At 70.8% G+C, this 23,330-nt stretch carries 25 protein-coding genes and 2 pseudogenes; 9 read left to right on the top strand and 18 right to left on the bottom strand.

What is annotated here, in order from left to right:
- Nucleotides 1-19 precede the first annotated feature (19 nt).
- The gene (locus SY2F82_RS10405) at nucleotides 20-736 is read left to right on the top strand and encodes a class I SAM-dependent methyltransferase (protein ID WP_200418740.1); all 717 of its coding nucleotides are present in this window, start codon (nucleotides 20-22) and stop codon (nucleotides 734-736) included.
- A 108-nt stretch (nucleotides 737-844) separates the two neighbouring features.
- A pseudogene (locus SY2F82_RS10400) lies at nucleotides 845-1,069 on the top strand (IS5/IS1182 family transposase); the annotation flags it as partial.
- On the opposite strand, the gene SY2F82_RS10395 reads toward SY2F82_RS10400, so the two are convergent.
- Nucleotides 1,058-1,657 carry a hypothetical protein gene (locus tag SY2F82_RS10395; protein WP_200418738.1) on the bottom strand — a complete coding sequence of 200 codons (600 nt, stop codon included), beginning with the start codon at nucleotides 1,655-1,657 and terminating at the stop codon, nucleotides 1,058-1,060. The pseudogene SY2F82_RS10400 and the gene SY2F82_RS10395 sit on opposite strands and share 12 nt — an antisense overlap.
- A 200-nt stretch (nucleotides 1,658-1,857) precedes the next feature.
- On the opposite strand from SY2F82_RS10395, the gene SY2F82_RS10390 reads away from it, so the two are divergent.
- The gene (locus SY2F82_RS10390; RefSeq protein WP_200418737.1) at nucleotides 1,858-4,260 is read left to right on the top strand and encodes a hypothetical protein; all 2,403 of its coding nucleotides are present in this window, start codon (nucleotides 1,858-1,860) and stop codon (nucleotides 4,258-4,260) included.
- Between the two features lie 80 nt (nucleotides 4,261-4,340).
- Here the strand turns inward: SY2F82_RS10390 and SY2F82_RS10385 are convergent, their stop codons facing one another.
- Nucleotides 4,341-5,630 (bottom strand): geranylgeranyl reductase family protein, encoded by a 1,290-nt coding sequence (locus tag SY2F82_RS10385; RefSeq protein ID WP_200418736.1) that lies wholly within the window; start codon nucleotides 5,628-5,630, stop codon nucleotides 4,341-4,343.
- 159 nt (nucleotides 5,631-5,789) lie between these two features.
- Between SY2F82_RS10385 and SY2F82_RS10380 the strand changes: the two genes are divergently transcribed.
- Both SY2F82_RS10380 and SY2F82_RS10375 read left to right on the top strand, forming a co-directional pair.
- Nucleotides 5,790-6,296, top strand: coding sequence for a GNAT family N-acetyltransferase (locus tag SY2F82_RS10380; RefSeq protein ID WP_200418735.1), 507 nt, complete (start codon nucleotides 5,790-5,792; stop codon nucleotides 6,294-6,296).
- A gap of 93 nt (nucleotides 6,297-6,389) precedes the next feature.
- Entirely contained in the window at nucleotides 6,390-6,731 is a 342-nt protein-coding gene (locus tag SY2F82_RS10375; protein ID WP_236041337.1) for a PASTA domain-containing protein, read from the top strand.
- Here SY2F82_RS10375 and SY2F82_RS10370 read toward each other — a convergent pair.
- The 5 genes from SY2F82_RS10370 to SY2F82_RS10350 form a co-directional block, all read right to left on the bottom strand.
- Nucleotides 6,718-7,413 carry a demethylmenaquinone methyltransferase gene (locus tag SY2F82_RS10370; protein ID WP_200418734.1) on the bottom strand — a complete coding sequence of 232 codons (696 nt, stop codon included), beginning with the start codon at nucleotides 7,411-7,413 and terminating at the stop codon, nucleotides 6,718-6,720. The genes SY2F82_RS10375 and SY2F82_RS10370 overlap by 14 nt on opposite strands.
- 79 nt (nucleotides 7,414-7,492) lie before the next feature.
- The gene (locus SY2F82_RS10365) at nucleotides 7,493-7,942 is read right to left on the bottom strand and encodes a hypothetical protein (RefSeq protein WP_200418733.1); all 450 of its coding nucleotides are present in this window, start codon (nucleotides 7,940-7,942) and stop codon (nucleotides 7,493-7,495) included.
- A gap of 7 nt (nucleotides 7,943-7,949) precedes the next feature.
- On the bottom strand, nucleotides 7,950-9,164 hold the full coding sequence (gene mqnC / locus SY2F82_RS10360; protein ID WP_200418732.1) for a cyclic dehypoxanthinyl futalosine synthase: 1,215 nt from the start codon (nucleotides 9,162-9,164) through the stop codon (nucleotides 7,950-7,952).
- An 89-nt stretch (nucleotides 9,165-9,253) separates the two neighbouring features.
- Complete coding sequence (locus SY2F82_RS10355; RefSeq protein ID WP_200418731.1) at nucleotides 9,254-9,979, bottom strand: A24 family peptidase; 726 nt, start codon at nucleotides 9,977-9,979, stop codon at nucleotides 9,254-9,256.
- A 33-nt stretch (nucleotides 9,980-10,012) separates the two neighbouring features.
- Entirely contained in the window at nucleotides 10,013-10,861 is an 849-nt protein-coding gene (locus SY2F82_RS10350) for a menaquinone biosynthetic enzyme MqnA/MqnD family protein (RefSeq protein WP_200418730.1), read from the bottom strand.
- 286 nt (nucleotides 10,862-11,147) lie between these two features.
- On the opposite strand from SY2F82_RS10350, the gene SY2F82_RS10345 reads away from it, so the two are divergent.
- Nucleotides 11,148-11,351 (top strand): cold-shock protein, encoded by a 204-nt coding sequence (locus SY2F82_RS10345; protein WP_043442843.1) that lies wholly within the window; start codon nucleotides 11,148-11,150, stop codon nucleotides 11,349-11,351.
- 142 nt (nucleotides 11,352-11,493) lie between these two features.
- Here the strand turns inward: SY2F82_RS10345 and SY2F82_RS10340 are convergent, their stop codons facing one another.
- The gene (locus SY2F82_RS10340) at nucleotides 11,494-12,069 is read right to left on the bottom strand and encodes a helix-turn-helix domain-containing protein (protein WP_200418729.1); all 576 of its coding nucleotides are present in this window, start codon (nucleotides 12,067-12,069) and stop codon (nucleotides 11,494-11,496) included.
- A gap of 70 nt (nucleotides 12,070-12,139) precedes the next feature.
- On the opposite strand from SY2F82_RS10340, the gene SY2F82_RS10335 reads away from it, so the two are divergent.
- Together SY2F82_RS10335 and SY2F82_RS10330 are read left to right on the top strand one after the other, a co-directional pair.
- Nucleotides 12,140-12,856, top strand: a complete 717-nt coding sequence (locus tag SY2F82_RS10335; protein WP_200418728.1) for an AzlC family ABC transporter permease — start codon at nucleotides 12,140-12,142, stop codon at nucleotides 12,854-12,856.
- Nucleotides 12,853-13,167, top strand: a complete 315-nt coding sequence (locus SY2F82_RS10330; RefSeq protein ID WP_200418727.1) for an AzlD domain-containing protein — start codon at nucleotides 12,853-12,855, stop codon at nucleotides 13,165-13,167. Before SY2F82_RS10335 ends, SY2F82_RS10330 begins: the two co-directional genes overlap by 4 nt.
- Before the next feature lie 15 nt (nucleotides 13,168-13,182).
- On the opposite strand, the gene SY2F82_RS10325 is transcribed toward SY2F82_RS10330, so the two are convergent.
- From SY2F82_RS10325 to SY2F82_RS10310, 4 genes and pseudogenes are all read right to left on the bottom strand, one after another.
- Nucleotides 13,183-14,388 carry a cytochrome P450 gene (locus SY2F82_RS10325; protein WP_200418726.1) on the bottom strand — a complete coding sequence of 402 codons (1,206 nt, stop codon included), beginning with the start codon at nucleotides 14,386-14,388 and terminating at the stop codon, nucleotides 13,183-13,185.
- A 70-nt stretch (nucleotides 14,389-14,458) separates the two neighbouring features.
- Nucleotides 14,459-15,469 carry a DUF1259 domain-containing protein gene (locus SY2F82_RS10320; RefSeq protein WP_200418725.1) on the bottom strand — a complete coding sequence of 337 codons (1,011 nt, stop codon included), beginning with the start codon at nucleotides 15,467-15,469 and terminating at the stop codon, nucleotides 14,459-14,461.
- A gap of 157 nt (nucleotides 15,470-15,626) precedes the next feature.
- Nucleotides 15,627-17,564, bottom strand: a complete 1,938-nt coding sequence (locus SY2F82_RS10315) for a long-chain fatty acid--CoA ligase (RefSeq protein WP_200418724.1) — start codon at nucleotides 17,562-17,564, stop codon at nucleotides 15,627-15,629.
- A gap of 207 nt (nucleotides 17,565-17,771) precedes the next feature.
- Nucleotides 17,772-17,944, bottom strand: a pseudogene (locus SY2F82_RS10310) (acetyl-CoA C-acyltransferase); the annotation flags it as partial.
- Nucleotides 17,945-18,276: 332 nt separating this feature from the next.
- Between SY2F82_RS10310 and SY2F82_RS10305 the strand changes: the two are divergent.
- Nucleotides 18,277-19,152 carry a MaoC/PaaZ C-terminal domain-containing protein gene (locus SY2F82_RS10305; RefSeq protein WP_200418723.1) on the top strand — a complete coding sequence of 292 codons (876 nt, stop codon included), beginning with the start codon at nucleotides 18,277-18,279 and terminating at the stop codon, nucleotides 19,150-19,152.
- Here SY2F82_RS10305 and SY2F82_RS10300 read toward each other — a convergent pair.
- From SY2F82_RS10300 to SY2F82_RS10275, 6 genes are all read right to left on the bottom strand, one after another.
- Entirely contained in the window at nucleotides 19,097-19,798 is a 702-nt protein-coding gene (locus SY2F82_RS10300) for a TetR/AcrR family transcriptional regulator (protein ID WP_200418722.1), read from the bottom strand. The two genes, SY2F82_RS10305 and SY2F82_RS10300, sit on opposite strands and share 56 nt — an antisense overlap.
- A gap of 39 nt (nucleotides 19,799-19,837) precedes the next feature.
- The gene (locus tag SY2F82_RS10295) at nucleotides 19,838-20,137 is read right to left on the bottom strand and encodes a DUF4229 domain-containing protein (protein WP_103838156.1); all 300 of its coding nucleotides are present in this window, start codon (nucleotides 20,135-20,137) and stop codon (nucleotides 19,838-19,840) included.
- Nucleotides 20,138-20,243: 106 nt separating this feature from the next.
- Nucleotides 20,244-20,768: a GNAT family N-acetyltransferase gene (locus tag SY2F82_RS10290; RefSeq protein WP_200418721.1), complete on the bottom strand. Its 525-nt coding sequence runs from the start codon at nucleotides 20,766-20,768 to the stop codon at nucleotides 20,244-20,246.
- An 8-nt stretch (nucleotides 20,769-20,776) separates the two neighbouring features.
- Nucleotides 20,777-21,940, bottom strand: coding sequence for an aminofutalosine synthase MqnE (gene mqnE, locus SY2F82_RS10285; protein ID WP_200418720.1), 1,164 nt, complete (start codon nucleotides 21,938-21,940; stop codon nucleotides 20,777-20,779).
- Between the two features lie 41 nt (nucleotides 21,941-21,981).
- Complete coding sequence (locus tag SY2F82_RS10280; protein WP_200418719.1) at nucleotides 21,982-22,437, bottom strand: Lrp/AsnC family transcriptional regulator; 456 nt, start codon at nucleotides 22,435-22,437, stop codon at nucleotides 21,982-21,984.
- Between the two features lie 104 nt (nucleotides 22,438-22,541).
- Complete coding sequence (locus SY2F82_RS10275; RefSeq protein WP_200418718.1) at nucleotides 22,542-23,231, bottom strand: UbiX family flavin prenyltransferase; 690 nt, start codon at nucleotides 23,229-23,231, stop codon at nucleotides 22,542-22,544.
- Between the last annotated feature and the right edge of the window lie 99 nt (nucleotides 23,232-23,330).

The following is a 23,330-nucleotide window of genomic DNA, read 5'->3' as shown; positions in this document are numbered from 1 at the left end:
CAATCCACCGGAGAACACCATGCACCGCATCACCACCGCCCCCGTCGCCCCGATCCCGGCCCGGACCCGCTGGGCGGTCGCCGCCGGCGTCGGCGCCGCGTTGGCCGCCGCCTGGTGGCTGGGCGACACGGCGCCCTATCCGTACGCCCAACGCGGCCTCCTCGACGTGCCGTTGCCGTTCCTGACAGCCGACCGGATGGACGCCGTACTGCGGCCGCGGCCGGGGGAGCGGATCCTGGAGATCGGCCCGGGGACCGGACTGCAGTCGCTGCACGTCGCCCCGCAGCTCGGGCCGGAGGGACGGCTCGATGTGCTCGACATCCAGCAGGAGATGCTCGACCACGTGATGTGCCGCGCAGAGCGCGACGGCCTGGCGACGATCACGCCCACCCGCTCGGACGCACGTGAACTGCCCTTCGCCGACGGGACATTCGACGCCGTATACGCCGTGACCGCGCTCGGCGAGATCCCCGAGCCGGATCGGGTACTGCGCGAGGCGGCACGGGTGTTGGCACCAGGCGGGCGGCTGGTGATCGGCGAGTTCTTCGACCGGCACTGGATCTCCTTCGGCCGGCTGCACCGGCTCGCCGACGCCGCTGGCCTCCACCTGACCGAGCGCCGCGGCCCAAGCCCGGCATACCTCGCCCGCTTCCGACCGTGCAGAGCGGACGCGCCAGGCCACCAGAGCGAGCGCCTCGCCCACAGCGACCGGGACACCAACGACGGGGAAGCGTGAGCACCGCACGCAGGGACCGCGATCACCGAGCTGAACAACCTGGCGCGCGGTAGGCCGCTCCAGGAGGCGAGGGGACTCCGCACCAACCGCGGCCAGCCACAGGCGGTCATCCCCGTGCCGGCCGATCAACGCGGCCACCGTCTGCGACGCGGCAGCCGGGGTGGCGGGCCACCCGCCTTCGACCGCGAGACCTACAAGCAACGCAACACGGTCGAACGCTGCATCAACCGCTTGAAACAGTGGCGAGGCATCGCCACCCGCTACGAGAAGACAGCAGCCATCTACCTGGCCGGACTCCACCTTGCGAGCATCTTCCTCTGGTCAGCCAGGTGATCCAAACGAAACCGCCCAGTCCTCGCCGTCGTCGCCCTCGTCCTCATCCTCGTCCTCGTCCTCGTCCTCGTCGAACTCGTCATCGAGGTAGTCGTCTGCGAGGGCGTCGACCAGGTGTTCATCGACCGGCTCACCCAGCTCGTCCTTGGCGACGAGCGTGCGGCACAGGATGTTCAGCGGGTACAGGCCCCGCTCGGGGCCGTCCTCCGGGAAGCTGACACACGGGGTGTCGAGAACGCCCGTCGGCGCGTCCGGGCCGAACAGAGGCGGCGTCGCAGCTGTGTCGGCCAGGTCGACGTCGCGCTCGTACTTCCACACCATGCCCTTGGCGCGGCAGATCACTTCCCCGAGGTACCAGACGGCGCCCTGCACGAACGGGTCGAGCCGCTGCGCGCGGATCTCCTCATCCGAGGTGAACGACGCGCGGAGAAGGTCTTCGAGCACGTTCAGGGAGTCGGGGCTGAAGTCGAGCCGCTCGACGCCGGTCTGCTGCGCCCACTGGTCGAAGGCCTGCCGGCGCCCGTCCAGCCATGCGAGGAGCTCCGGGTGCCGCGTCGGGTCCGTGCCGTGATCCGCGGAAGTGGTCATGGGTGGTCACGGTAGCGAACACGCCGGAGCCCGGCGAACCGGCAAGCAGCACGGCCGAGTTGACATGCCGAGCGTCGACAACTGCTGCGCTGTGGGCCGTCTGAGGTTCTAGTGTGTAAAGGCGGTGGGCAGGGACATGTCACGGGGGCCCTATCCCGTCCACTGACCTCGTCCCCTGAGCCCCCCACCAGGGACACGCTTTGAGCACCTTATTGAGAGTTCGGCTGCGCCGGCGCCTCGCGTCCGCGCTCGCGGTCGCCTCTGCGGCCGGAATGATGCTGGTCGGGCTTCCGCCCACCCTCGCGCACGCCGCGCCGGGCGACACCGCGAAGATCATCGGCGGCAAGCGCTGCGACGAGTACCACCTCGGCAAGACGTACTCCCGTACCCCTGCGAACTCCGGCGCACCCCTCGGCGGCGGCCAGTTCGAGGAAAGCTGGGGCGGCGAGCCCGAACAGTACGTCTACGACAACACCTTCAAGGGCTGGGACAACCTCCCGGCCCCCAGCCCCGGGGATCTCGCCGCCGCCGGTAACACGGACGACGACATCGACAAGTGGGACGCCGAGTACGCCCGGACGAAGAACCCGGACGACATGAAGCGGGCCGTCTACGCGCGCTACGGCCGGTTCAAGGCGACGGCGAAGAACCCGAACATCGGCTGGGGCAATTGGCTGAAGAACCGGCTCATCCTCAACGAGAAGAACAACCGCAAGGGTGCCGCCTTCGAAGCCAAGACCGTCCGTGACTTCAACATGGTCGGCCCGGACTGGCTGTGCGAGGTCACGGTCGAGATCCGCGACAAGGACGGCAACCTCCTCGCCCGCCGCAAGTACGACGCCTACAACCAGAAGCAAGGCGAGTTCAGCGAGTTCAAGTCCACCGCGAAGTACAGGTCCAAGCAGTTCCGCGACGACAACATCGTCCTGCGGCACAAGGACTCCACCTACGACTTCACCAAGAACAAGCTCGTCGTCTACGGCGGCGAGAAGGCCGCCAAGGGCACCGTCAACCAGTACGGCAGGCTCAACCGGGAACTCCAGGGCGAGCGCGGCACCACCGGCAACCCGGTCCGCATCTACCAGCGCAACGCCACCGGCCAGGGCGTCTTCCCCACCACGAAGTACTCCACGACGTACAACGTGATGAACCCCAACCCCCGGCAGGGATCGGCCGGTCCGATCGACGACATCGCGTTCGGCTCCGGCAGGACACCGGCCGAAGCCAAGGCGATCCAGCGAGAGTTCAACGCGGTCAACTCCCGCTCCGCGCTCGGCCGCGGACCCGGCGGCGTCGACTTCACCACCCTGGAACTCCAGTACGTCGGAAACCCGGTCAAGGGCAAGGCACTGGACTACTCGTTCAAGGCCGACTACGTGGACGACGAGGACACCGACCCGGGCTACGGCGGCCAGGCCAAGCTCCAGCTCGCCTCCGACGCCATGTTCACCTGGCTCGCGCTCACGCCGGACAAGTTCTGGGTCAACCTCAACCCGGACCAGCCCGACAAGATCATGGACTCCACCTTCGCGAAGACCGACGCCGGCCGCATCCTGCTGGACGCCGACTTCGCGATGAAGACCGACTTCGCGCACGCCATCAACCCGGACAAGAACCCGGACGCCAAGACGTTCTGGGACACCGTCCCCCGACGTGACGGGCTGCCCTGCTTCCCCTCCGTGCGGCTGTGGATCGAACCCGAGCCCGCGAAGGTCCGCGAGCAGGACGGCGGGATCTACATCCTCGACGCCCCCCTGAAGGTGTCGACCGAGTGGATGGACGTCAAGTACCACCCACCCGGCGCCCGCGTCTGCGACCTGACCGACCCGGAGAAGCGCACCAGCGAGGCCCTGCTGCGCCGCTCTGTGATGCCGCAGGTCGACAAGCAGGTCAACACCGCTCCCACGTACGCCGACCTGCGCCGCGTGTACAAGTCCCGCGTGGCCGCCGAGTTCATCCGCCAGCAGGACGCGAAGAAGGCCACCGACTTCCGGCCGATCATCAACAGCAACGACGTGAGCCGGTGGCCGCTGCGCGCCCCGAACCAGGACTGGACCAAGCAGGGCACGTACGACAAGTACATGAAGTCCCTGCGCGAGGGCATCGACTGGTTCGAACTGCGCTACGGCGGCAAGGTCTACAACCAGGGCGTGGGCGGCGTCGACTTCTCCAAGCAGCCCGAACAGAAGATCAGCCGGGCCCGCTTCACGGTCGAGCACCCGGCCCTGGACAAGACCACCAAGCGGTCCCTCCGCGAGGAGACCGGCTACCGCAGCACCTATACCGGCTTCTTCGGCGGCAACGGCGCCGCGAAGATCGACAACGGCGGCAGCGTCCCGCCCTCCCCGACACCAACCCCGACACCCACGGGCAAGCCCACCCCCACGCCCACTCACACCCCGGGCAGCCCGGCGCCGAGCAGCCCCGGCAGCCACACTCCACCGGCCGGCACCCCGCCGCGCAACGACGACGGAGACGGCGGCGGAGGCGGCCTCGCCGACACCGGCACCCGGATCGGAGTCGCTGCTGCCACCGCCGCAGTGCTCCTGGCCGCCGGCTTCGTCCTGTTCCGTGTGAAGCGCCGCCGCCCCGCGCGGAACTGACCGGCACGCCCGGCGTCACGGAGTGACCGCGGCCCCCTTTCCACGTCCCGGCGGGAGGTGGAAAGGGGGCCGCTTCTTGATCACGAACGCGGGGCCACCTTGCTCAGCCCGTTGATGATCCGGTCCATCGCGTCGCCGCCCGTCGGGTCGGTGAGGTTGGCGAGCATCTTCAGGGTGAACTTCATGAGCACGGGGTGCGTGAGGCCGCGCTGGGTCGCGACCTTCATCACCTTCGGGTTGCCGATCAGCTTCACGAAGGCGCGGCCCAGCGTGTAATAGCCGCCGTAGGTGTCCTTCAGGATCTTCGGGTAGTTGTGCAGGGCGAGTTCGCGCTGGCCGGGGGTCGCGCGGGCCACGGCCTGGACGATGACGTCCGCCGCGATCTGCCCGGACTCCATGGCGTAGGCGATGCCCTCGCCGTTGAAGGGGTTCACCAGGCCGCCCGCGTCGCCGACGAGCAACAGGCCCTTGGTGTAGTGCGGCTGGCGGTTGAAGGCCATGGGGAGGGCGGCGCCGCGGATCGGGCCGGTCATGTTCTCGGGGGTGTAGCCCCAGTCCTCGGGCATCGAGGCGCACCAGGCCTTGAGCACCTCGCGCCAGTCCAGCTCCTTGAAGGACTCCGAGGTGTTCAGCACGCCCAGGCCGACGTTGCTCGTCCCGTCGCCCATGCCGAAGATCCAGCCGTAGCCGGGCAGCAGCCGCTCCTGGCCGCCGCGCCGGTCCCACAGCTCCAGCCAGGACTCCAGGTAGTCGTCGTCGTGGCGCGGGGAGGTGAAGTACGTACGGACCGCGACGCCCATGGGGCGGTCCTCGCGGCGGTGCAGGCCCATCCCCAGCGACAGCCGCGAGGAGTTGCCGTCCGCCGCGACCACCAGCGGCGCGTGGAAGGTGACCTCGCGCTTCTCGTCGCCCAGCTTGGCGTGCACGCCGGTGATACGGCCGGTGCGGTCGTCGACGATCGGGGCGCCCACATTGCAGCGCTCGTACAGCCGCGCGCCCGCCTTCTGCGCCTGCCGGGCCAGCTGTTCGTCGAAGTCGTCGCGCTTGCGGACCAGTCCGTAGTCCGGGTAGGAGGCGAGATCCGGCCAGTCGAGCTGGAGCCGCACCCCGCCGCCGATGATGCGCAGACCCTTGTTGCGCAGCCAGCCGGCCTCCTCGGAGATGTCGATGCCCATCGCGACGAGCTGCTTGGTGGCGCGCGGCGTCAGGCCGTCACCGCACACCTTCTCGCGCGGGAACGCGGTCTTCTCCAGCAGCAGGACGTCCAGGCCCGCCTTCGCGAGGTAGTACGCGGTGGTGGAACCGGCTGGCCCGGCCCCGACGACGATCACATCGGCGGTGTGTTCGGTAAGGGGCTGGGGCTCGGTCACGGCGGGTTCTCCCCAAGACTCGACGACGGCAACACCAGCGCCTGGCGCCAGCAGCGAGGAAGGCCCCGGCGAAACCGCGGCCGAAACGGCGTGCTGACGGGCACTGGACATGGGCAGTCTATTCAGCGTCACCGACCTCCCGGCTGAAGGGCTGCCCCCATGAACCGAGCTCTCCCCGACGTACGGCTGCGCGTCCCCAGTGACGAGGACGCCTTCGCCTGGCACCGGGTGTTCGCCGACCCCGAGGTCATGGAGTTCCTCGGCGGCCAGGCCGCCGAGCTGTCCGTCTACGAGGAGCTCACCGCCCGCCAGCGCCGGCACGACGCCGAGTACGGCTTCTGTCTGTGGAGCGTGCTCGACGAGGCCGGGGAGGTCATCGGCTTCACGGGCGCCCAGCCGTGGCCGCGCGAGTGGGGACCGAAGGGGGAGATCGAGATCGGCTGGCGGCTCGGGCGGGCGCACTGGGGCAAGGGGTATGTGACGGCGGCCGCCCGGACGACCCTGGAGCGCGTGCGAGCGGCGGGCGTGAGCAGCGTGGTCGCCATGGTCGACACCCGCAACACGCGGTCCATCGCGGTCGCACAGCGGCTGGGGATGCGCCTCGCGGAGACGTACGAGAGGCCGTCGTCGCAGCGGCAGAGCCACTGCTACCGGCTCGATCTGTGACCCTGTGTGATCGACTGTCACAGAAAGACACCCGGCGCTTCCGGGTGGCACCCCCGGCCGGTTACCCTTCCAGTACCGCTGGGGGTGACATCTGTGCCTATACCACCCAAAACACCCGAAGTGCGCGTGCCGCGGCTGATCGGTCTGATGGCGATGGACGCGCGCGAGGCCGCCAAGCAGCAGGGCGTCCTGCTCGCCGCACCGGACCGGCCCGACTTCCACCACATCGTCGTCGACTACGTCGTACGGCAGTACCCGCAGCCGGGCGCCGAGGTGCCGCGCGGTGCCGTCGTCACCGTCTGGTTCGACCTCGGTGAGGGCGAGGGCGGCGGAGGAGCGGGCGTACGGGAGCCGCGCGTGCCGCCACCGCCCCGGGGCGGAATGCAGCGCGAGCTGAACGAGCCGGGCGACCCTTACATGGTCAGTCCTGCTTGAAGCCCCGGTGCAGGGCCACGATCCCGCCGGTGAGGTTCCGCCACGCCACCTTGGACCAGCCCGCCTTGCACAGCCGCTCGGCGAGGGCCGGCTGGTCGGGCCAGGCGCGGATGGACTCGGCGAGGTAGACGTACGCGTCGGGGTTGGACGACACCGCGCGGGCCACCGGCGGCAGCGCGCGCATCAGGTACTCCGTGTAGACCGTGCGGAACGGCGCCCATGTGGGATGCGAGAACTCGCAGATCACGACCCGCCCGCCGGGCTTGGTCACCCGGTACAGCTCGCGCAGCGCCGCGTCCGTGTTCTGCACGTTGCGCAGTCCGAAGGAGATGGTGACGGCGTCGAAGGTGTCGTCCTTGAACGGCAGCCTCGTCGCGTCGCCGGCGGTGAAGGGCATCCAGGGATGCCGCTTCTTGCCGACCTGGAGCATCCCGAGCGAGAAGTCGCACGGGACGACGTATGCGCCGGTCCGTGTGAAGGGGAGCGACGAGGTCGCCGTGCCGGCCGCGAGGTCCAGGACCTTCTGCGCGGGCCGCGCGTCGACCGCCTTCGCGACCTCCTTGCGCCACAGCCGCGCCTGCCCGAGTGACAGCACGTCGTTCGTCAGGTCGTACCGTTCCGCCACGTCGTCGAACATCGAGGCGACTTCGTGCGGCTGCTTGTCCAGGGATGCGCGGGTCACGGGGCCATTGTGTCAGGAGCGCCTGAGCCGACCGCGCCCGGCCGGTGCCCACGGCAGGGCGCGTCTTGAACCGGCCGACTCAGCGCCTGCGGTGCACCAGACGCCCCGCGCAGACCGTGGCCAGGCAGGCGCCCGCCTCGCCGAAGACGGCGAGGTCGGCGCGGCCGGTCTCGACGAGCGCGCCTGCCGGGCGGGAGCCCGGCAGCACCACGACGTCGTTGCGCTCGGCGGCGGCCCGCAGTTCGGGCGTGCCCGCGTGCTGCTCCAGTACGGCCACCGCGCCCAGCTTCAGCACCGCGTGGACGCGTTCGCGCGGTGTGGGCGCTTCCGGCAGCGGGCCCTCGTGCACGAGCGCGGGGCCGAGGGCGCCGGGCCAGCGGCGTACGCGGGCGCCCGGGAACCGCTCCTGGAGAGCGGCGAGGGGCCCCACCGCGGCGATCCGGGTGCCCTCGACGGCGACGGCACCGTCCTTGACGGGTTCGGCGTCCCACGCCACCCGGACCTCGTCCGCGGTGTGAATCGTCAGCACCGTGAGCCTAGTTGGACGTCAGGAGCTTCAACTCCGGATGGGCCGTGCCGCCCTCGATGGCCGTGGAGGAGATGTGGGACATCACGCGGTCGTCGACCGGGTCGTCGGCCGGGTCGTCGTGGACCACGAGGTGCTCGTACGTCGTCGACCGCTGGGCCGGGACGCGCCCCGCCTTCCGGATCAGGTCGATGATCTCCATGCGGTTGGAGCGGTGCTTGGCGCCGGCCGACGAGACGACGTTCTCCTCGAGCATGATCGAGCCGAGGTCGTCGGCGCCGTAGTGCAGGGTCAGTTGACCGACGTCCTTGCCGGTGGTCAGCCAGGAACCCTGGATGTGCCGGACGTTGTCGAGGAAGAGGCGGGCGACCGCGATCATCCGCAGGTACTCGAAGATGGTCGCCTGGGTGCGGCCCTTCAGGTGGTTGTTCTCGGGCTGGTAGGTGTACGGGATGAACGCCCGGAACCCGCCCGTGCGGTCCTGCACGTCGCGGATCATCCGCAGGTGCTCGATGCGCTCGGCGTTGGTCTCGCCGGTGCCCATCAGCATGGTCGAGGTGGACTCCACGCCCAGCCGGTGCGCGGTCTCCATGATCTCCAGCCAGCGCTCGCCGCTCTCCTTCAGCGGCGCGATCGCCTTGCGCGGCCGCTCGGGCAGCAGTTCGGCACCGGCGCCGGCGAAGGAGTCGAGCCCGGCGGCGTGGATGCGGGAGATGGCCTCCTCCACGGACACGCCCGAGATACGGGCCATGTGCTCCACCTCGGACGCCCCCAGGCTGTGGATGACCAGCTGGGGGAACGCCTCCTTGATGGCGCGGAAGTGCTTCTCGTAGTACTCGACACCGTAGTCCGGGTGGTGGCCGCCCTGGAACATGATCTGGGTGCCGCCGAGTTCGACGGTCTCGGCGCAGCGGCGCAGGATGTCGTCGAGGTCGCGCGTCCAGCCCTTCTCCGTGTCCTTGGGGGCCGCGTAGAAGGCGCAGAACTTGCACGCCGTCACACACACGTTCGTGTAGTTGATGTTGCGCTCGATGATGTACGTCGCGATGTGCTCGATCCCGGCGTACTTGCGGCGGCGCACGGCGTCGGCCGCGGCGCCCAGCGCGTGCAGCGGCGCCTCGCGGTACAGGACGAGCGCTTCCTCGGGGGTGATCCGCCCACCGTCGGCGGCACGGTCGAGCACGGCTGTGACATCAATGGACGTGAGGTCGGCCTTCTCGGTCACCGGGCTCCCTTTCGGCGGGGGATGGACGGACACGTAAGGGTCGTGAACGGACCGAACCAGCCTACGCCAGCGCTTTTACGGGCCCGACGTCAGGCCGCGTACGCGCCGATGAGCAGCCCGACGAACGTGCCCGCGATGAGGAACGGCCCGAACGGGATCGCCGTACGCCGTCCGGCGCGCCGGACGAGGACGAGCCCGAGCCCGTACAGCCCCCCGAACAGGAACCCGGCGAAGGTCCCGAGCACCACGGTCCCCCAGCCGTACCAGCCGAGCACCGCCCCGAGCCCGGGCGCCAGCTTGACGTCCCCGAAGCCGAGGCCGTGCGGGTTGAGGAGGAACAGCAGGAAGTAGGCGCCGCCCAGCACGAGCGCACCGAGCAGTGCGGTGCGCCACCGCCCCGCGTGCTCGGGCGCCAGCGCGGCCAGCCCCAGCAGGGCGGGGGCGGCGCCGGCCAACGGCAGGGTCAGGACGTCCGGCAGGCGCTGCACCCGGAAGTCCACGAGGGTCAGCAGGACGCCGACGGGGGCGAGCAGCAGCCACACGGCCAGCTCCGGGCGCGTGCCGGTGGCGAGTGCGAGCACCGCGCACACCAGTGCGGTGACCGCGCCCACGAGCACGGTCCCGGGGCCGTACGCCCGCCCGTCCGCACACCGCCCCCGTCCGACCCATCCGCCGATCGGATGCCCGTCCGGGCACCGGTCCCGCCACGGCTGCCCGGGCTCGACGGACAGCCGGTACGCGGCACGCGGCACCAGCGCGCCGGCCGCCGCACCCCACACCGCGGCACCGACGGCCGCCCAGAGGTCCAGATCCACCCGGACAGCGTAGGGACGGAGCGGACAACTCCCCTACCGTTCGAGCAGCTTCACCTTCACGTCCGGCGGGAAACCGGTCGTCGGGCCGACCCGGCGGGCGAACTCGGCGACGGCCTCCAGCTGCGGGCCCCCGAAGCTGAAGTCGAGCGTCGTGAAGTACCGCTCCAGCACGTCCTCGTCGAAGGCCTCCCAGCGCGCCGCCTGCTCCGCGACCTTGCCGACCTCCTCCAGGGACAGATTGCGGGAGGAGAGGAAGGCCTCGTGCACCGTGCGGGTGATGAAGGGCTCCCGCTCCAGGTAGTCGCGCCGGGCCGCCCACACCGCGAAGACGAACGGCAGGCCCGTCCACTCCTTCCACAGCGTGCCGAGGTCGTGCACGTCGAGGCCGAAGCGCGGTCCGTCGATGAGGTTGGCGCGCAGGGCCGCGTCGCCGATCAGCACGGCCGCCTCGGCCTCCTGCATCATCAGGCTGAGGTCGGGCGGGCAGGTGTAGTAGTCCGGGGCCACCCCGTACCGCTCGGCGAGCAGCAGCTGGGCGAGGCGTACGGAGGTCCGCGAGGTGGAGCCGAGGGCGACCCGGGCGCCGTCCAGCCGGTCCAGCGGGACCTGGGAGACGATCACGCAGGACATCACCGGGCCGTCGCAGCCGACCGCGATGTCGGGAAAGGCGACCAGGTCGTCGGCGTTCTTGAGGAACTCGACCAGGGTGATCGGACCGATGTCGAGGTCGCCCCGCACGAGCCGCTCGCTGAGCTTCTCGGGCGTGTCCTTGGTCAGCTCGAAGTCGAGGAGGGTGCCGGTTCTCGCGAGCCCCCAGTACAGGGGCAGGCAGTTGAGGAACTGGATGTGGCCGACGCGCGGCCGGGTGCGAGAATTGTCCACATCGCGAGACTAGCCCTCGCGCTGCGCGGCCCCGCCTTCGCCCCCGCTGTCAAGGGTTCCGGGATCATTCAAACGTCCGGGTGACGTGATCTTGACCTCTATTGCTTTTGGTTGCCCGCGTGCTACGCTCACAGCAAGTTGCAGTTTGGTTTCCTTGCAGTACAGAGCCTGCGGAGCATGTGACCGCGGGCTCTCGTCGTTTTCAGACATATGCAGTTGTGCGGCGGTTCCGTTTTCACACTTGCAGTTCTGGAGCAGGGCAACCCTTTGGGCCCAAGGAGGGCTTATGGCTACCGGAACCGTGAAGTGGTTCAACGCCGAGAAGGGCTTTGGCTTCATCGCCCAGGAAGGCGGCGGCCCGGACGTCTTCGTCCACTACTCCGCGATCAACGCGAACGGCTTCCGTTCCCTCGAGGAGAACCAGCAGGTCTCCTTCGACGTGACGCAGGGGCCGAAGGGCCCGCAGGCGGAGAACGTCACCGCGATCTGAGATCGCTGAGTCCCTGATCCAGAACTGAGAGCAGTACCCAAGGAGCCCCGCGCCATTCGGCGGCGGGGCTCCTGCCTTTCGGTGAATTCTTCGCGAATTCTTCAAGGATGCGCCGGCCTTCCCCACGAGGGCTGAGGCACGCTCACACGTGCTGCATGACGAGCACGAAGGCGCTCCCGGGTGCCAGTGCCTCGTACACATGGGCGACGTCACCGCGGAACGCCATGTAGTCCCCGGGGCCCAACTCCACCTCCTCGCCGCGCGGCCCGGCGAGAACCCGCCCCTCACTCACGACCAAGTGCTCCACACTGCCCGGAATATGGGGTTCTGACACGCGCGCGGCCCCCGGTTCCAGCCGGATGTGGTAGAGGTCCCGGCGCGCGCCGGGCGGGCTCGCGGACAGCAGGGTCGCCGCATAGCCGGCCTGCTCGGAGTGCACGCTCGGCCCCTGACCCGCACGAATCACCTGAACGGCCGGGGCGGGCGGTTCGACCAGCGCGCTGAAGGGCACGCCGAGGGCGACACCGAGCGCCCACAGGGTCTCCACGCTGGGATTGCCGCCCGCCGCCTCCAGCTGGGACAGCGTGGACTTGGCGATACCGGCCCGCTTGGCCAGCTCGGAGAGGGAGAGCCCGGCCCGGGTGCGCTCCCGGCGCAGGGCGGCGGCGATCCAGTCCAGCGGGAGCCGGGGCGGTGGGACGGCGGTGTCGTCGGTCATCGGGCGTTCGCTCCGTCGGTACGTTCGTTCAGCTTGACGAACAGAGAGGCTGTTGTCCATTGTAGGAAACATGCGTTCGCTGTTCCGAACCCCCGATGTCCTCCCCTTACCGACGGCCGTGGACCGTGCCCTGCTCCGGGACATCTCCCTGGTCTGCCTCGCCAGTGGAGTGGTCGGCGTGTCGTTCGGGGCGATCGCGGTCGCGGGCGGGCTGCCGGTGTGGGTGCCGGTGGTGATGTCGCTGGTGGTGTACGCGGGCTCGGCTCAGTTCAGCGCGGTGGGGATCCTGCTCGCCGGGGGCGGGCCCGTGGCCGCGGCGGCGACGGGTCTGCTGCTGAACACGCGTACGGCGGCGTTCAGCCTCGCGGTGGCGGACGTGCTGGGCGGCCGGGGGCGCACGGCCCGGTTCCTGGGCGCTCACCTGGTGACCGACGAGACGGCGGCCTTCGCCCTGGCCCAGCGGGACCCGGCCCGGCGCCGCGCGGCGTTCTGGATCTCCGGGATCGGGATGTACACGGTGTGGAACGTGAGCGTGCTCGGCGGGGCCCTCGCCGGGGGAGCACTCGGCGACACCGACACCTTCGGGCTGGACGCCGCCTTCCCCGCCGTGCTGGCGGCGCTGGTCCTCCCCTCCGTACGGGACGACGCAGGCGTACGGCGGGCGGCGCTGGCCGGCGGCGCGGTGGCCCTCGCGGTGACGCCGTTGGTGCCGGCGGGGCTGCCGGTGCTGCTGGCACTGGCAGGGCTGCTCGCGCTGGGCCGACAGGGCTCGGGGAGGCAGGCATGAGGGCGACGTTCGCCGCGATCGTGGCGCTGGCCGTGGGGACGTACGCCTTCCGGCTGGCGGGCCCGCTGCTGCACGGCCGTGTCGAACTCCCCGACCGGGTCCAGCGCCTGCTGTCGGCGGGCGCTGTGGTGCTGCTGGTCGCCCTGCTGGCGACCGGCGCGCTCACCGAGTCGGGCGGCTTCGCCGGGTGGGCGCGCCCGGCCGGGGTCCTGGTGGCCGTGGGCCTGGCGTGGCGGCGGGCGCCGTTCGTGGTCGTGGTGCTGGGCGCGGCGGCCACGACGGCCCTGCTGCGGGCGGCCGGGGTGGCCTGACCGCCCGGCCGCGCCTCACCAGGTCACCGGCAGCTCCAGCGGGAAGCGTCGGATCGTCTGCGTGTCCCAGCGGATCTCCTCCGCCGGCACGGCGAGGCGCAGCGTCGGGAACCGCTCCACCAGGCGCCCGACGGCCACCTCCAGCTCCGCCATCGCCAGCGGTACGGCGATGCAGCGGTGGCCGCCCCAGCCGAACGTCATGTGGGGCATGGGCGGCCGCTCCGGGTCGATGACGTCCGGGTCCGGGTAGCGCTTCGGGTCGCGGTTCGCCGTCAGGTACGACACATGGACGAAGTCGCCCTTGCGGATCCGTACGCCGTCCATCTCGACGTCCTCCAGCGCCACCCGGGGGATGCCGACCCCCTTGCGGAACGGGATGTAGCGGAGCAGCTCGTTGATGACGTCGGTCAGGGACTCCGGCCGGCTCCTCAGGTGCTCCATCAGCTCGGGGCGGGTCAGCAGCAGGTAGCAGATGTCGCTGATCTGGCAGGTGGCGGTGTCCTGCCCGCTGAGCACCAGCGTCAGCGCCATGACCGCCAGTTCCTCGTCGTCGAGGGCGTCGTCGCCGTCCTTGGCCGCGGCCAGCGCGCTGATCAGGTCGTTCCCGGGGGCGCGCCGCCGCTGTTCGACCTGCTCCAGGAAGTAGGAGCGCAGCCCGGCCTTGGCGTTCGCGGCGGTCTCGCGGCTGTCCGGCCCGGTCTCGAGCAACTGGTGCGCGTACTCCTGCATCCGCGCCCAGTCCTCGCGGGGAATGCCGAGGACGTCGTAGATGGTCTGCTGCGGGAGCTGGTTGGACAGGTGCTGGACGAGGTCCGCGGGCGGCCCCTGCTCGGCCATCTCCTCCAGGAGGGTGTCGGCCAGCCGGACGATCTGCTGCCGCATCCGCTCCACGTGCCCCCGGGCGAAGCCCTGGGACGCCAGACGGCGCAGGCGGCTGCTGTGGGGCGGGTCCATCACGTTGATGGACTCCGGGGAGACGATGGGCTCCGGAGTCAGCCGCGGATAGTCGTGCCCCATGATCGCCGCCCGGCTGAACCGCTGGTCGGTGGTCACCTGCCGTACGCCCTCGAAGTCGGTGATGAGCCAGGCGGCGCCGTCGCCGTAAGGCAGCCGGATACGGGTGATGGAATCGCGGGCCATCAGCTCCGCGAGCGCGGGATCGAACTCCAGACCCTCGCTGAAGTCGAACGGGCACATCGTGGGTTCGGTGCTCTGGGTCATCGCGGGGTTCTCCCTCGTCCACGTGCTCTGTTGGTTCCTGGCCGCACCGGGGCGGCGGGACGACCTCTCTTCAGCCGACCGAGGCCGGTGCCACGTTGGTGGCGTCCACGGCGGCGCGCAGGCCCCGGGCCAGCGTGACGGCGTTCCCGACGGCCCAGAAGTGGGTGAAGAACAGGCGGGGCTCGTCCCTCAGGCCGTGGTTGTGCAGCTCGACGAGTTCCATCCGGGCACGTCTCAGTGCCGCGAGGACGTCCTGGACCTCCCCGGCGACCATCGCCAGGTCGCCGCTGATCGCCACTCGCCCGGCGCCCAGCGGCTGCCAGTTGAACGCGGTGGTCGACCCCAGACCCGGAGGCAGCACCATGCCGCCCTCGACGATGGTCTCTCGGCGGATGAAGAGGCTCTTGTAGATCCCGTCGTCGTACGAGCCCTTGACGCCCAGCGCGGCGTCGATGGCCGCCGTGTCCAGTGTGTGGCTCGACTTGGCGGGACGCTGCGGGCGCGGGGTGCCGGTGCGGTCGAACGCCGCACGCAGACCGCGGGCGACGGCCACCGGGTCGTGGCCGTGGGCGTGGACGTGCGCCCACCAGACGTTGGGCGTGTGGGAGAGCAGGTGCTTGTGGAGCGCGGTCACCGCGAGACCCTGTTGGTGCAGGACGTCGAGGAACGGCTGCAGTTCCTGTTCGGTGACGACCAGGTCGCCCATCGTCATCGTGCTGCCGTCGGCGTAGCGGACGAAGGACACATGGGAGCCCAGCGCGAGCTCCGGTTTGATCAGGACGCCTTTCGAGATCACCGACAGGTCGTGGCGCGGCAGGCCCGTGTGGTACATCAGGTTGCGCTTCATGTCACCGCCCCGGCCCAGCGCCTTGGCCACGTCCGTCCAGTCGGACAGGGTGGTGCGCACCGGCCGGACCACCGCGTCACCGTGCCTGTGGTCCGCCGGGGCGGACAGGGCGCGGGCTGGGGCCTGCTGCGCGACGGCCAGCGCCGGCGCAAGGGCGGCTGCCGCGGCCAGCACGCGCCGCCGAGGCGCAACCGCTCGGCCGTGGGTGTCTTGCTGTGGGTCCTCAGCCATCATGTCCGCCTCCTCGACGCCTCCTCGACGCCTCCTCGACCCGATGGAAGCACGGGGAGCTGCGGACCGCCGCCAGCACGGCCGCCCCTGCGGCCATGTGGGCTAGTGCTCGTTCGCGATCGGGTGAAGCCTTCGGCGGCGGGCGCGTGACGCACGGGCCCTACTGCGCGTACAGCTCCTCCACCTCCCGGGCGAAGGCCCGCATGATCGCCTCACGGCGCAGCTTCATCGACGGCGTCAGATGCCCGGCCTCCTCGGTGAAGTCCACGGGCAGGACCGTGAAGCGGCGGATCGACTCGGGGCGGGAGACGAGTTTGTTGGCCTCGTCCACCGCGCGCTGCAGGACCGCCTCGAGCTCCTCGTCCCCCACCAGCAGCTCCGGCGGGACGGGGTGCTTGCCGTTCATCCGGCGCCAGTGGGTGATGCCGTCCACATCGAGCGTGATGAGGGCGGAGACATACGGGCGGCCGTCGCCGATGACGAGGCAGTGCGAGATCAGGGGGTGGGAGCGCAGCCAGTTCTCCAGCGGGGCGGGCGCCACGTTCTTGCCGCCCGCGGTGATCAGGATCTCCTTCTTCCGGCCCGTGATCGTGAGGTACCCCTCGTCGTCCAGGCGGCCGATGTCGCCCGTCGGGAACCAGCCGTCGGGGGTCGCCGGGATCACCCCGCCCGCGTGCGGGTCCCAGTAGCCGCGGAAGATCTGCCCGCCGGAGAGCAGCACCTCGCCGTCCGCCGCGATCCGCACCCGGGTGCCGGGCAGCGGCCGGCCCACGGTGCCCAGCCGGGGCCTGAGCGGGGGCGTGACGGTGGCCGCGCCGGTCGACTCCGTCAGGCCGTAGCCCTCGAAGATCTCGATGCCGGCGCCCGCGTAGAAGGCGGCGAGGCGCATGCCCAGCGGGGAGCCGCCGCTGATCACGTGGCGGAGCCGGCCGCCCAGGGCGCCGCGGATGCGGCGGTAGACGAGCGGGTCGTAGAAGGCGCGGGCCGCCTTCAGGGCGCGGCTCGGGCCGGGGCCGGTGCCGTGCTGCCGGGCCTCCAGCGCCTCGCCGTAGCGGCGGGCCACCGAGGCCGCGCGGTCGAACAGCGCTCCCCGGCCGCCGCGCTCGGCCGCCGCGCGGGCGTTGTTGAAGACCTTCTCCAGCATGTACGGGATGACCAGCAGGAACGTCGGCCGGAAGCTCGCCAGGTCGGCCAGGAGGTCCTCCGCCTTCATGCTGGGCGCGTGTCCGAGCCGTACCCGTGCGCGGATGCAGGCGACCGCGACCATACGGCCGAAGACGTGCGACAGCGGCAGGAACAGCAGCGTCGACGGCTCCTCGCTCGTCCTGGCGTGGAAGACCGGGTGGAGGAGCTGGGTGGCGTTGTCCACCTCCGCCAGGAAGTTGCCGTGTGTCAGCGCACACCCCTTGGGGCGTCCGGTCGTGCCCGAGGTGTAGACGAGGGTGGCGAGGGTGTCCGGGCCGAGCACGCCCCGGCGGACGGTCACCTCCTGGTCGGGGACCGCCGCTCCCAGCTCGGCCAGCCGCTCCACGTGCCCCTTCTCGATCACCCAGGCGTGGCGCAGGTCGGGCAGGCGGTGGCGTTCCGGGCCGATGGCCGCCGCCTGGCCGACGGTCTCCGTGATCAGGGCCACCGCGCCGGAGTCCTGGAGGATCCAGCGGGTCTGGAACACCGACGAGGTGGGGTAGACGGGGACCGTGACCAGGCCGGCCGCCCAGGCCGCGAAGTCCAGCAGCGTCCACTCGTACGTCGTGCGCGCCATGACCGCGATCCGGTCGCCCGGCATCAGGCCCTCGGAGATCAGCCCCTTCGCCAGGGCCAGCACCTGGTCGGCGAACTGGGCCGCCGTCACATCCGTCCAGCCGCCGTCCGCGTCCCGGCGGCTGAGCACCCGGTGGCCGGGCGCCTCGCTCGCGTTCTCGAACGGCAGGTCGGCGAGCGAGCCGTGGGTCACCGGCGGCACCAGCGGCGGCATGTAGGCCTCCCGGACCACCCCGTTCAGCCGCCGGATCTCCGGCTCCACGAGCACCGGGCGGCCGTCGTGGTCGAGGTCGACGGGGGCGGCGGGCACGGGCGTGGACGAGTACGAGATGGGCATGGGCAGCTCCTGGGGCCTGCAGCTACACACTGCTGTGCTGCATAGGTACGCGCGGTGCGCGCCGAGGTGTTCACCTGCGGAAGCGGCTCGCTGTTACCGCCGGTTAGGACCGCGATCGTACGGCGCCCGCGTGGGGAGTCTGTGCGGGTTCGGGGATGGTCCGGGGACGGGGCTGTGCAGGCCTTGCCCCACGGGTTTGAGGTGCCGTCAGGGGCGTTCCGGGATCGCCGTGACGCCTTGGCCGCCGGCCGCGCAGATCGAGATCAGGCCGCGCGAGGGGGGCTGTGCCGCTCGGCCAGGAGCCCCGCGCGCGTCGCCACGATCCGGGTGCCCGTGGCGGCGAAGGGGTGGCCGGTGGCCAGGGAGGACCCGGCCACGTTCCAGGCCGTCGACCGCCGCGGTCGGCATCTGCCGGTTGCAGGCGGTGGCGTACGGGCCGCCGGAGCGGGCGAAGGGAATGCGGCTGCCGCCGACGACCGCGACCCGCCGCACCTCCCCGATCGTGAGGGGCCTGCTCATCTCGACCTGCTCCTCACCGGTGACGTAGCCTTACCCCCGGTAACCTTACTCGGGAGTAAGCCGAACTGCGCCCGGTGCTGCCGTCGACCCCGGGGGGAGTCGCGCACCCCGGCGCTGACGGGGTGCCTCCCCCAGTGCCCTGACGGCCTGGGAGGTGCCCCCGGCGCCCATCCGTGCCGCCCCGGCGGCGCCCATGCCCGCCGCTGAGTCGACCAAGGAGTCCCTCGTGCCTTCCCTGCTTCCGGTTCTTGCCCGCGGTGCCCTTCTCTCCCCTTTCAAGCGGCCCCGCTCCGACGCCCCCTTCCCCCGTACGCCCCTCACTCTCCCCGGCGTACGCGTCGACCTCCCCCACCTCGCCGCCTACGAGCGCGTCTGTGGATTCCCCACCGGCGTGGACGCCCTCCCCCTCACCTACCCGCACGTCCTCGCGTTCCCCCTCGCCATGCGGATGATGGCCGGCCAGGCGTTCCCGCTGCCCCTCCTCGGACTGGTGCACACCTCCATCGAGATCACCCAGCGGGAAGCCCTCGGACCCGACGGCGAGTACGAACTGACCGTGCGCGTCGCCGAGTTGGCGCCCCACCGGCGCGGTACCCAGGCCGTCGTCGTCACCGAGGCCCGTACCGGCGGCCGCGTCGTGTGGGACTCGGCCAGCACCTATCTCGCCCGGCACCGCACGACCGCACCGGCAGCACCCCCGCCTGCCGAGGACCGCGCACCCCTTCCCGCCCTGGCCGAGTGGCGGCTGGCCGAAGACGTCGGGCGGCGGTACGCGGCCGTGTCCGGGGACCGGAACCCCATCCATCTGCACCCGCTCACCGCCCGCCTCTTCGGCTTCCCCCGGGCCATCGCGCACGGCATGTGGACCGTCGCCCGGTGCCTCGCCGAGCAACCGGTGCCCGCCGCCGTGCACCTGCGCGCGGAGTTCAAGGCGCCCGTCCTGCTGCCCGGCACCGTCACCTACGCGGCCGACGGCAGGCGGTTCGAGTTGCGGGGCGGGGACAGGGCTCACCTCATCGGGGAGCTTCGGCCTGAGGCGAGGGCGGTGACCAGGGGCGGCCCTCCATGAGATCGCCGAGCCCCGCCCAGGCGAAGTTCATCAGGGTCGCCGCGGCCTGCCGGGCGGAGACACCGGGGGTGACGTTGGCCCAGGCCGCGAGCGACTCGGCGGCCCCGACCAGGGCCTCGGCGAGCCCGGCGACCTCGTGTTCGGGCAGGGCGGGGTCGCTGTGGTCCCCCGAGCTCTCGACTCCGTTGGAGCAGGAGGTGCCCCCGTCACGGGCCGCGACGGCGATGAGCCGGGTGACGAACGCGACGATCTCCTCGCGCATCGCGGCCACCTCGGCGGCGAAGGGTTCACCGTGCGTACGGGCCTGGAGGTGGAGGATGGCCCAGCCGTCCGGGTTCCGCGCGGTGTGCGTGAAGAAGGCCAGGAGCCCTTCCCAGAGCCGGCGGTCGGCGCCGGTCCCGGGCCGGACGCCGGAGCGGACCGCCTCGACGAGGGTGGCGGCCTCGCGGCGGATGCAGGCGCTGAAGAGAGATTCCTTGGAGTTCAGGTACAGGTACACCAACGGCTTGGACACACCGGCGAGTTCGGCGATCTCGTCCATGGAGGCGGCCATGTAGCCGCGCTGCCCGAAGGTCTTCACGGCGGCGTCGAGCATCTGCTGCTCCCGCACGGCCCGCGGCATCCGCTTGGTCTTCACGGAACCCATGCGGGCAAGACTACGGTCAGCCCGCTGCGACACGGGCTTTCAGGAAGTCTGTCCCTGCGCCCGTGCCGTGTCGTCGGCCACGTCCTCCTGGCTGCGGTTCGCCTCGAGGTTCGCCTTCATACGGTCCACCCGCTGCACGATCTGCACCGACGCCCGGTCCCGCTCCTTGCGCAGCACCACGAAGCTGATCGGCGCCGAGATCACCAGGGCCAGCATGACGATCCACAGGCCGTTGGAGGCGCCGAGGCCGCGCGGGGCGATGCCCGAGTAGACGAGACCCCAGACGACCACGAGGCAGCCCGCGAGGATACCGAGGCGCATCAGCGTGTATCGGAGCATCTCAATCCACTCTTCCGTTCCGATCCGTTCCGAACGTTCCCAAAGGGCACCGTCCAGTGAAGCACGCCGAGGACCCGATCTTGCAGCGGGGTGCGCGCCACCCCGCTCACCCCAGCGGCAGGAGCATGGTGATGTCGTCGCGGTCGTCCCCGGGGGCCACCCGGATCGCTCCGGGGACCCGGCCGACCTCTTTGTAGCCGCAGGAGCCGTAGAACCGCTCCAGGCCGAGGCCGCCGCGGCAGGTGAGCCGTATCGCCCCTATGCCCTCCAGGCCGCGGGCCGCGTCCGCGGCGGCGGCCAGCAGGTCACGGCCGTAGCCCTTGCCCTGGTGCCGCGGGTGGACCATGACCGTGTAGAGCCAGATCCAGTGGGTCATCAGGCGGTGCGTGTTGAACGTGAGGAACGCGGTCGCGGCCACCCGCCCGTCCTCGTCCTGCCCGACGAGCAGCCGGCTGCGCCCCTCGCTCATGGCCATCAGGTGCTTCAGCAGCTCGGGGCGTATCGCGTCCGGGGTGACCGGCGCCACGAACCCCACGGCTCCCCCCGCGTTGGTCACGTCGACCCAGAGGTCGAGGATCCCGTCGCGGAGGGCAGGGGTCATGGCGGGGTCGAGCGTGAAATCGAGAGCCACCGCCCGGGTCACACCCTCATCGGCTGCGGCTGCTCCCGGCGCGCCGGGTCCGGGCCCTCGTACTCCCGGATGATCTCGTACCGGGTGTTCCGCTCCACCGGACGGAACCCGGCGTCGCGGATCAGCTCCAGCAGGTCCTCGCGGGTCAGCTTGTTCGGCGTGCCGAAGTTGTCCGCGTCGTGCGTGATCTTGTACTCGACGACCGAGCCGTCCATGTCGTCCGCACCGTGCTGCAGGGCCAGTTGGGCGGTCTGGACGCCGTGCATCACCCAGAAGACCTTGACGTGCGGGACGTTGTCGAAGAGCAGGCGCGAGACCGCGAACGTCTTCAGGGCCTCCGCGCCCGTCGCCATCTGCGTCCGGGCCTGGAGACGGTTGCGGACCTTGCCGTCCTTCATGTCCACGAAGTCGTGCTGGTAGCGCAGCGGGATGAAGACCTGGAAGCCACCGGTCTCGTCCTGGAGCTCACGCAGGCGCAGCACGTGGTCCACGCGGTGGCGCGGCTCCTCGATGTGGCCGTACAGCATGGTGCACGGGGTCTTCAGGCCCTTCTCGTGCGCCAGGCGGTGGATGCGCGACCAGTCCTCCCAGTGGGTCCGGTGGTCGACGATGTGCTGGCGGACCTCCCAGTCGAAGATCTCCGCGCCGCCGCCGGTCAGCGACTCCAGACCCGCGTCGATCAGCTCGTCCAGGATCTCGGAGGCCGAAAGACCGGAGATCGTCTCGAAGTGGTGGATCTCCGTCGCCGTGAACGCCTTCAGCGACACGTTCGGCAGCGCCTGCTTCAGTTCGCGCAGCGACCGCGGGTAGTAGCGCCACGGCAGGTTCGGGTGCAGGCCGTTGACGATGTGCAGCTCGGTGAGGTTCTCCGACTCCATCGCCTTGGCGAGTTTGACGGCCTCCTCGATGCGCATCGTGTACGCGTCCTTCTCGCCCGGCTTGCGCTGGAAGGAGCAGTAGGCGCACGACGCGGTGCACACGTTCGTCATGTTGAGGTGGCGGTTGACGTTGAAGTGGACCACGTCACCGTTCTTGCGCGTACGGACCTCGTGCGCGAGGCCGCCCAGCCAGGCCAGGTCGTCCGACTCGTACAGCGCGATGCCGTCCTCGCGGGTCAGCCGCTCACCGGAGCGGACCTTCTCCTCCAGCTCGCGCTTGAGCCCGACGTCCATGCGGATACCTCTTTCTGAGACAGACTCCGTCAACCGTAGCCCTACGCCTGTTCCGGCAGATCCCCGACCCTGTTCTCCCACTTCGTCGACAGCACGATCGTGGTACGGGTCCGGGAGACGCCCTTGGTGCCCGACAGCCGGCGGATGATCTTCTCCAGGCCGTCCACGTCCGTCGCCCGCACCTTGAGCATGAAGGAGTCGTCGCCGGCGATGAACCAGCAGTCCTCGATCTCGGGCAGGTCCTTCAGCCGGCGCGCCACGTCCTCGTGGTCGGCGGCGTCGGAGAGCGAGATGCCGATGAGGGCCGTCACTCCGAGGCCGAGCGAGGCGGCGTCCACCGTGGCGCGGTAACCCGTGATGACGCCCGCCGCCTCCAGACGGTTGATGCGGTCGGTGACGCTCGGTCCCGACAGGCCGACGAGGCGCCCCAACTCCGCGTAGGAGGCCCGGCCGTTCTCCCTCAGGGCCTGAATGAGCTGCCTGTCCACCGCGTCCATGCGATCGAAGCCTTCCGGTGAAGAGATCCGATGAGAGATCTGCAGAGTTCCTGAAGTGATGAGTGGTGCTGTGCTGCTACTGCCTGGTGCTCCTGGGTGCCGACTCACCGGGCGGGCCGGGAACCGCCGAGTTCGCCCTCCCAGCGGCGGTACAGCCGGTGCGGCACCCCTGCCGCGTCCAGCACCCGTCCCGCGACGAAGTCCACGAGGTCCTGGATGTGCGTGGCCCCCGCGTAGAACGCCGGCGACGCGGGCAGCACCACCGCTCCCGCCTCGTCCAGCGCCACCAGCTGCTTGAGGGTCTGCCCGGCGAGCGGGGTCTCCCGTACGGCGACGACCAGGCGCCGCCCCTCCTTGAGGGTGACGCTCGCGGCCCGCTGCAACAGGTCCTTCGACAGCCCGAGCGCGACCCCCGCCACACACGCCGTGGACGCGGGCACGATCAGCATGCCCTTCGCCGGGTACGACCCGGAGGACGGCCCGGCGGCCAGGTCACCGGCGCCCCAGTGCCGCACACGGTCTCCGTCGACGTCGACCACGAACGTCCCCGGCTTTCCGTCGGCGCCCCGTCCCAGCCATTCACGCAGGTCCTCCCGCCAGTGGGCGTCCCGGAAGGCGATCCCTGTCTCGTCGAGCAGGGTGAGCCGCGAGGCACGGGAGACGACGAGGTCGACGCTCTCGCCCGCGGCGAGGAGTCCACGCAGTACGGCGGCGGCATACGGGGTGCCGGAAGCGCCGGACACCCCTACGATCCAAGGCGTACGCGGCGTCTCTCCTGGCTTGACTCGGTTCACGACACCGAGCCTATCCGGCGCCGCGGCGCAGGAACGGGCCAAGGGGCCGGTTACCGGAGCCCCCGCCGCCTCCTCGCCCGGTACGGGACCCGCTCATGA

Source organism: Streptomyces sp. Y2F8-2, from assembly GCF_014905555.1.
Classification (GTDB): domain Bacteria; phylum Actinomycetota; class Actinomycetes; order Streptomycetales; family Streptomycetaceae; genus Streptomyces; species Streptomyces cynarae.
Note: the sequence above shows the minus strand (reverse complement) of the source record. Positions and strands in the feature narration are given on the sequence as shown.